The following is a 7275-nucleotide window of genomic DNA, read 5'->3' as shown; positions in this document are numbered from 1 at the left end:
AACGATTAATCGTTAATAAGCATACAAAAGAGTCACTTCGGTGGCTCTTTTTTTATGGAAATAAATTATGACGGTGATATCGATATATAAGTTAGATAAAACGAATACACAAGATACTACTTGGGAGCAAGTACTGGCGCAGCTGGCACAAATTGAATCCGAGCTATTTGTCCACGATGCTTGGTCGGCTGCGCAAATCAATTCCCTGCTCGCGCAGCCATTTAACCATATAATTTATGCGACAGACGAGCTAAATCAGCGATTGGTCGGCTATTGTTTTTACAGCCACATATTTGAAGATAGTGAAATTTTAAGAATCGGAACTTGTCTTGATTATCAACAGCAAGGTATTGCAAGCGAATTGTTAACGGCTATGGCGCAAACGTGCCAAGTAGCGGGTGCCGAGCGGATGCTATTAGAGGTAAGAGAAGATAATCATGCTGCCATTGCATTTTATCAAAAACATGGTTTTGAACAGATTGCCGTTCGCAAAAATTACTACGATAATCATGACATGACCAAAACCCATGCGTTAATTATGCAGCGCAAATTCAATGCTAAATTAAATGCTAAGTAGTATTCCACATGTTTAGGTAATGCGCTTTTATCGCCTGTTGAAGCAGTGGCTCAACTTGCGCAGCTGTGACAGCCTCATCGAAACGATGCCACTGTTGATTGATTAATAACTCACTGGGATAAAAACGCGATTTATATGCCATCTTATCCGAATCTGGTACCCAAAAACCTAAATATAAATAAGGTAATCCAAGACGTTTAACATAGTCAATTTGGGTAAGTATCGCAAGGGTGCCTAAGCTGTTTATGGTTGCATCGGGATCATAGAAAGTATAGACCGCGGATATGCCGTCATCTAATTGGTCGCAAACTGCCACCATAACTAATTCATCGTGAAGCCAAAACTCCATAAAAAATGACTGGGTAAAGCTATATTGTAAAAACTGTTTAAACCCTTGTAAATTGGGTGGATACATATCGCCATCACTATGTCGAGCGCAGATATAGCGAGCATATAGCATAAAATGCGATTCATCGGCATCATCACAAGCCGTAATTACCACATCCATCTCGTGCGATTTTTGCCACAGTTTGCGCTGGGTACGATTGGGTTCAAACTCGTCAACTACTAAACGTGTAGAGATACAGCGTTGACAATGGAAGCATACAGGGCGATATAGATGTTGTCCACTACGCCGATACCCGAGCCGTGAAAACTGAGAAAAAATAGGCGTACTTAAACGTTCGTCCTTTGCTAATTCAATCAGCTCTAAACGTGCGGCACGATCCGGTAAATAACTACATTGATGCAGCGGCGTCAATTGGCTGGTCAGTGCCACACTGGTAGGGGGTTGGGGTGGTTTTAACGTCATTGGTGCTTTTAAATACCCTTAACTTACCTAAGCTTGCGCAGTTGGAGGTAGGTAATAAGTCATCAAATCCTCATTTAACAGTTGATTAAGTGGCAATTTTTGACCGCAAATCGCTGACCAATCAATACTCGGTAGCGATAATTGTTGCGCGAGCTTATCTAAAAATTCCGCTCTGGGTACGATGGTTGCCCCTAAACGCAGCAAATGTGGGTTAGGCAACTGACAGTCCACCCAAGCAAATTGGGAGTGCGCACACAGCTGCATTAACACAAAAAAAGCCGCTTTAGACGCATCTGTGACGCGGTGAAACATACTTTCACCAAAAAATGCTTGTCCTAGCTTTAGCCCATAGAGACCACCAATCAGCTCATCATCATTCCAAATCTCGACACTGTAAGCGACTTGCTCGGCATGGAGCGCCGTATACGCTTCAATCATAGCGGGACTGATCCAAGTAGCTGAGGCAGAAGCTTGGGCATAGGCACGGGTATCGGCACAGGCGGCAATGACTTCAGCAAAGGCAAGATTAATGGAAAACGTCCAACCTGCATTTTTGATACGCCGTTTTAGGGTTTTACTGGCGCAAAAATTGCTAGGATAAATAATACAGCGCGGGTCAGGCGACCACCAAGCAATAGGCTCGCCTTCATTAAACCAAGGAAACATGCCTTGGCGATAAGCACACACTAAGGTATCAGCTGCCAAATCACCCCCCAACGCAATCAAACCTTCACCGTCAGGGTCTGCCGCCATCGGGTCGGGGAATTGATAACGGCAACCGAAAGGGCGTTGTAAGGGGTGGTGATTTAGCAATGACATCGTTCAAAGTATTAGTTAAACAGCAGTGGTGTTGGCTGATACCGTGGTATTGGCATTCGCTAGATTGACGATATCTAAATATTTTTCTGCATCCAATGCCGCCATACAGCCCGTAGCTGCTGAGGTAATCGCTTGGCGATAGATGTGATCTGCCACATCCCCACAAGCAAACACGCCCTCGACACTTGTCGCTGTCGCATTGCCATTTAGACCGCTGTTGACTACGATATAACCATTATTCATCTCAAGCTGATCTTGGAAAATATCGGTGTTGGGTTTGTGCCCAATTGCCACGAACATACCAGGCGCGTTGATGGTTTTGGTAGACTGGTCTTGGAGATTTTCAATCACCACACCTGTCACGCCTGCGTCATCACCCACCACTTCTTTGACTTGGCTGTTCCATTCGATGGTCACATTGCCATTTTTTTGTTTTTCAAACAATTGGTCTTGCAGAATTTTTTCTGATTTTAATTTATCACGTCGATGCACTAGGGTGACGTGGCTTGCGATATTTGATAGATACAAGGCTTCTTCAACCGCTGTATTGCCACCGCCAATCACCACCACAGGTTTGCCGCGGTAAAAGAACCCATCACAGGTCGCACAGGCAGAGACACCAAGCCCCATAAATTTTTGTTCAGAGGCGAGCCCCAAGTATTGGGCTGAAGCCCCTGTCGCTACAATGAGTGCGTCACACGTGTAAGTAGCGCTATTGCCGACTAAGGTGAAGGGTCGCTGAGTTAGGTTCACTTGGTTGATATGGTCATACACCAATTGGGTCCCAAAACGCTCGGCATGGGCTTGCATGCGTACCATCAAGTCAGGTCCCGTCAAGCCTTGTGGATCACCCGGCCAGTTATCAACTTCCGTGGTGGTAGTCAACTGCCCGCCAGTCTGCATACCCGTGATAATGACGGGTTTTAAATTGGCGCGCGCTGCATACACGGCGGCAGAATAACCCGCTGGACCTGAACCCAAAATAATAAGCTGGTGATGGATAATTTCTGACATACGTCTTTCCTAACAATCGCTGAATAATAAACTAAATAATAAAACAGGCTAATTTTTGATTCATAAGTAAGATAGGGGCTAACATCGAAAATAGCAAGTAAATGTTATTTTTATAACAGATTCATCGCGCAATCAAAGCTCAATCAACGCTCAAAAATTGCGTTAGCTCGTTATCAGAAAAACACCTTGCTATCCGGCTTTGTTGGCTCAAACCGCATTTATCATAGGGCTTGAATTGGCTGATTTAACAAAGCAATTTTTCGCAAAAAAAGCTCAGCAACGCACCACTTAGATTTGATATGATAGTCGATTAAAAGGGTGGTTTTAATCAACGTTTTTCCAAAATCATTGTTTTTCACAATCATTATCAGTCAGTCATGGCTGAACAAAGCGTTGGCTTACGGCTTATCCAAAGCAGGTTCAAATTCAAAGGTAAATTGCGTTGTCTTATTATATTCGTCAAAGTGTGCTTACGATTATCTGGCTAATCGTGGCATTGTTGTTAGTCATGTCCCTCATCAGTTATTCTGCCAATGATCCTAGTTGGTCGCATATCAGTAGTGCGGCAAATGAAGTCAGTAACTTGGCAGGCACGGGTGGTGCGTGGCTGGCTGATATTTTGTATGCGTTTTTGGGCGCGGCAAGCTGGTGGCTCATTGTTATTGCCTGTTATGAAGCTTGGAATGTATGGCGCCATAATGTAGAGCCTAATGGCTTGCTACGTTTTTTGGGTTATATCTTTTTAATCATTGCCACCGCAGGGCTGACAGGGGTGTTATCGTTTGGCTGGTTGGTGCAAGGCATGATTGGGCAAATCGTCGGCAACGGGCTTAGTAGTTTATTAACCTACTGGGGGACTTTGTTGTTTTTATTGGTGTTTATTGCTATCACCGTGACGTTTACCTTTGATTTACATTGGCATGAGATTTTATCAGGTCAAGCTATTCGCAGCCGCCTACAGGCTGAAGCCGCAGATGAAGAAGAAACCAATACTAAGCACAAGGCGACTGCTCAAGAAGCAAGCCAAGCAAAACCAAACGACACCGCGCAACTGCCTTTGCCTTTAGCCTCCCATGACATTGAACAAGACGCTTATGACAGTAGTCATCTAGCGGATAATGAGGCGTTTGTCGGCAGTCCACTCGATGCGTTTTTGGATGAAACGGGCTTTAGTGAAATCAAAGATTATGAATGGCTCGAAGAAAACGATGCCACCAATCCATTTAAACCCGTCAGCTCAACCTATGTGGCAAACACCAAGCTGACCAAAAAACTGGATGAAAAACTGCAAAGTGAAATCATTAAAAAACCGTTTAAAATGCCTACCTTGAATAGGCCCCATTCGATACAAGTAGACTCGCAACTCACTCAGCCAACTCAGCCTAGTGTAGAGAGTGTAGATGTATCGCAAGCTATGCCAGCTATCGATGACGCATCTATGATGTCTGCCGCAGGCACAGGGCAGCTAGCGGATAAGCGAATCTCTGAGCCTATGACGGGTATAGAGATGGCTGGACAGGACGAGATTATTGATGTGTCAGGTTTGGATCATTTAGCAGATAGCGTAGATGCTGGATATGAGTTATCACAAAATCCTGTGCTAGAGCCACCATTCGAGGGCATTAAGACAGAGGACGTTGAAGCAGAAAGTATTGAAGCAGAAGGTATTGAAACACCACCTACCTCAGTCGCATCGTTATTGGGTATGCGACAAGTCCCACCACAAGCTAGGGCTAATGCCTCAAATGACAGTGCCAATGCACCTGTGAGAGCGGAATTTTCAACCCCTGCAGCAAGTCCGATGCCAACCCAAATAGCACGTCCAGCACAAGCCGTCACCCAGATTACTGGCAACGAGATTGATACCAACCACATAACGTCTTCAATACCGACTCACAGCCGATCGGTGGAATCTGAGTTACTCGACCAAATCGAACAGCCCGCAGCGCCTCAGGTCAATCAGCCGCTTGATATCAATGATGATAGCCTATTTAGTCAGAAATCGCGTGCCATGCAAACCGCAGCTTATCGTGCCAATTTAAGCCCGCTACCGGAATTATCGCTGCTTGATTTGCCCGACCCCGACCGCAAGCCAAGCTACAGCCGCGAACAGTTGCAGCAGTTGTCAGCGCTGTTAGAAATCAAGCTACAAGAATTTAATATCAAAGCAGAAGTGGTCAATGCGCAAATGGGTCCAGTGGTGACACGCTTTGAAGTGTCGTTGGCCCCAGGGCTTAAAGCAAGCAAGGTGACGGGCATTGCCAAAGACCTGGCTCGGTCGCTATCTATGGCATCGGTGCGTGTGGTAGAAGTCATTCCAGGTAAACCTTATATCGGTATCGAAGTGCCCAATCCGCAACGCCAAATGGTACGACTCATCGAACTGCTGAAAACAGAAGCTTATCAAGACCCTGATGGCTTAATCAGCATGGCAATGGGCAAAGATATTGCAGGTAGACCGATTATTGCGGATTTGGCGAAAGCGCCACACATGCTAGTAGCAGGTACCACAGGCTCAGGTAAGTCAGTGTTGGTGAATTCGCTGTTATTGTCAATGCTGCTCAAATACACACCAGAGCAGCTGCGATTGATTTTGATTGACCCTAAACAGCTCGAGCTTGCCAACTATGGCGATATTCCGCATCTGCTCACCCCCGTAGTCACCGATATGACCGAAGCAGCCAGTGCTTTGGCATGGAGTGTGGCTGAGATGGAGCGTCGTTATCAGCTGATGTCATTATTTAAAGTGCGTAAGCTTGATGAATTCAACAAAAAAGTCATGGCAGCCGAACAAAGTGGTGAGCCGTTACTGGATCCACTGTGGCGACCCAATGACAGTGTCAGCCAAGATAGAGCGCCAAAATTAAAACCGTTACCGCAAATTGTGATTGTGGCGGATGAGTTCGCCGACATGATTATGCAGGTGGGCAAACAAGCTGAGGAGTTGATTACCCGTTTGGCGCAAAAATCGCGTGCCGCAGGGATTCATTTGATTTTGGCGACCCAGCGCCCCTCAGTGGATGTGATTACTGGTTTGATTAAAGCCAATATTCCCGTCCGTGCTGCGCTTCGCGTCAACTCAAAAGTCGACTCGCGTACCATTTTGGATGCCGGTGGCGCAGAGGATATGCTTGGGCATGGGGATATGCTGTTTTTAGGACCTGGTCAAATCGAGCCTAACCGTGTACATGGTGCTTTTATCAGCGATGCGGAAGTCAACCGTGTGTGTGATGCATGGCGCGAGCGTGGCGCACCTAACTATATTGATAATATGTTCGATAACTTTGAGTTAAGCTCAGCGCCAAGTGGTGGCGATGCTAGTGGGTCTAGCAATGGCGAAGAAGACCCACTGTATGATGATGTAGTGGCGTTTTTGCTCGAAACCCGTAAAGTCTCTGCATCAAGTATTCAGCGCAAATTTAGTATCGGCTATAACCGCGCAGCACGTATCGTTGATGCCATGGAAGAGGCGGGCTTGGTGAGCGGCATGACCAAAAGCGGTAAACGTGAGCTATTAATGTAGAGGTTAGACAAATAAAAAAGGTGCGATTTATGCACCTTTTTTATTTAACGTTTTGAGTAGCTATGGGTTCATTTATTCTAGGGTATTTTGCGCTGCGACTACCACAATTTCTAATTTCCATAATGGATTAACCAACTCAGCTTTGACTGTGGCACGGGTAGGCTTTGGGCAATCCGTTAACCAGTCGCCCCACATGCTATTCACCACCTCAAAATCCGCCAAATCCTTGATAAAAATCTGAGCGGTTAGCAGACGTGATTTGTCGCTATTGGCTTTGGCGAGCATGGCGTCGATATTGTCTAGCACTTCTTTGGTTTGTGTGTGGATATCAGCAGTATCAGTATTCGGCACTTGTCCTGCGAGATACACCACGTGGTTAAAAATGGTAATTTCACTTAGATAGTCATTGCTATCAAATCGTTGAATTTGTGCGGTCATGGTGTTTTCCTTGTGAACGGATAAATGTTACTTATGCATAGGTTGTGTTGAACATTTAATATACAAAAGAACATAATGAGGAAATTTTGATAA

The 7275-nt window shown here is 45.4% G+C and carries 6 protein-coding genes; 2 read left to right on the top strand and 4 right to left on the bottom strand.

Features of this window, described 5'->3' with window-relative positions:
* Positions 1 to 67: 67 nt before the first annotated feature.
* Positions 68 to 577: a ribosomal protein S18-alanine N-acetyltransferase gene (gene rimI / locus RT034_RS10825; RefSeq protein WP_313016572.1), complete on the top strand. Its 510-nt coding sequence runs from the start codon at positions 68 to 70 to the stop codon at positions 575 to 577.
* Here rimI and RT034_RS10820 read toward each other — a convergent pair.
* Genes RT034_RS10820 through trxB form a run of 3 tightly spaced genes read right to left on the bottom strand, consistent with a single transcriptional unit; the run spans position 570 to position 3221 of the window.
* Positions 570 to 1388, bottom strand: a complete 819-nt coding sequence (locus RT034_RS10820) for an arginyltransferase (RefSeq protein WP_313016571.1) — start codon at positions 1386 to 1388, stop codon at positions 570 to 572. The two genes, rimI and RT034_RS10820, sit on opposite strands and share 8 nt — an antisense overlap.
* Before the next feature lie 27 nt (positions 1389 to 1415).
* On the bottom strand, positions 1416 to 2207 hold the full coding sequence (gene aat / locus RT034_RS10815; RefSeq protein ID WP_313016569.1) for a leucyl/phenylalanyl-tRNA--protein transferase: 792 nt from the start codon (positions 2205 to 2207) through the stop codon (positions 1416 to 1418).
* Positions 2208 to 2222: 15 nt separating this feature from the next.
* Positions 2223 to 3221, bottom strand: coding sequence for a thioredoxin-disulfide reductase (trxB, locus tag RT034_RS10810; RefSeq protein ID WP_313016568.1), 999 nt, complete (start codon positions 3219 to 3221; stop codon positions 2223 to 2225).
* 442 nt (positions 3222 to 3663) lie between these two features.
* Between trxB and RT034_RS10805 the strand changes: the two genes are divergently transcribed.
* Positions 3664 to 6744 (top strand): DNA translocase FtsK, encoded by a 3081-nt coding sequence (locus RT034_RS10805; protein ID WP_313016566.1) that lies wholly within the window; start codon positions 3664 to 3666, stop codon positions 6742 to 6744.
* Positions 6745 to 6816: 72 nt separating this feature from the next.
* Here the strand turns inward: RT034_RS10805 and RT034_RS10800 are convergent, their stop codons facing one another.
* The gene (locus RT034_RS10800; RefSeq protein WP_050326000.1) at positions 6817 to 7182 is read right to left on the bottom strand and encodes a RidA family protein; all 366 of its coding nucleotides are present in this window, start codon (positions 7180 to 7182) and stop codon (positions 6817 to 6819) included.
* Between the last annotated feature and the right edge of the window lie 93 nt (positions 7183 to 7275).

The sequence above is a fragment of the Moraxella sp. CTOTU48841 genome (assembly GCF_032061225.1).
GTDB lineage: Bacteria > Pseudomonadota > Gammaproteobacteria > Pseudomonadales > Moraxellaceae > Faucicola > Faucicola cinerea.
Note: the sequence above shows the minus strand (reverse complement) of the source record. Positions and strands in the feature narration are given on the sequence as shown.

Bases quoted from the DNA above. Each gene is read 5' to 3' on its own strand.
- rimI (WP_313016572.1), top strand. From the start codon at position 68: ATGACGGTGATATCGATATATAAGTTAGATAAAACGAATACACAAGAT.
- RT034_RS10820 (WP_313016571.1), bottom strand. From the start codon at position 1,388: ATGACGTTAAAACCACCCCAACCCCCTACCAGTGTGGCACTGACCAGC.
- aat (WP_313016569.1), bottom strand. From the start codon at position 2,207: ATGTCATTGCTAAATCACCACCCCTTACAACGCCCTTTCGGTTGCCGT.
- trxB (WP_313016568.1), bottom strand. From the start codon at position 3,221: ATGTCAGAAATTATCCATCACCAGCTTATTATTTTGGGTTCAGGTCCA.
- RT034_RS10800 (WP_050326000.1), bottom strand. From the start codon at position 7,182: ATGACCGCACAAATTCAACGATTTGATAGCAATGACTATCTAAGTGAA.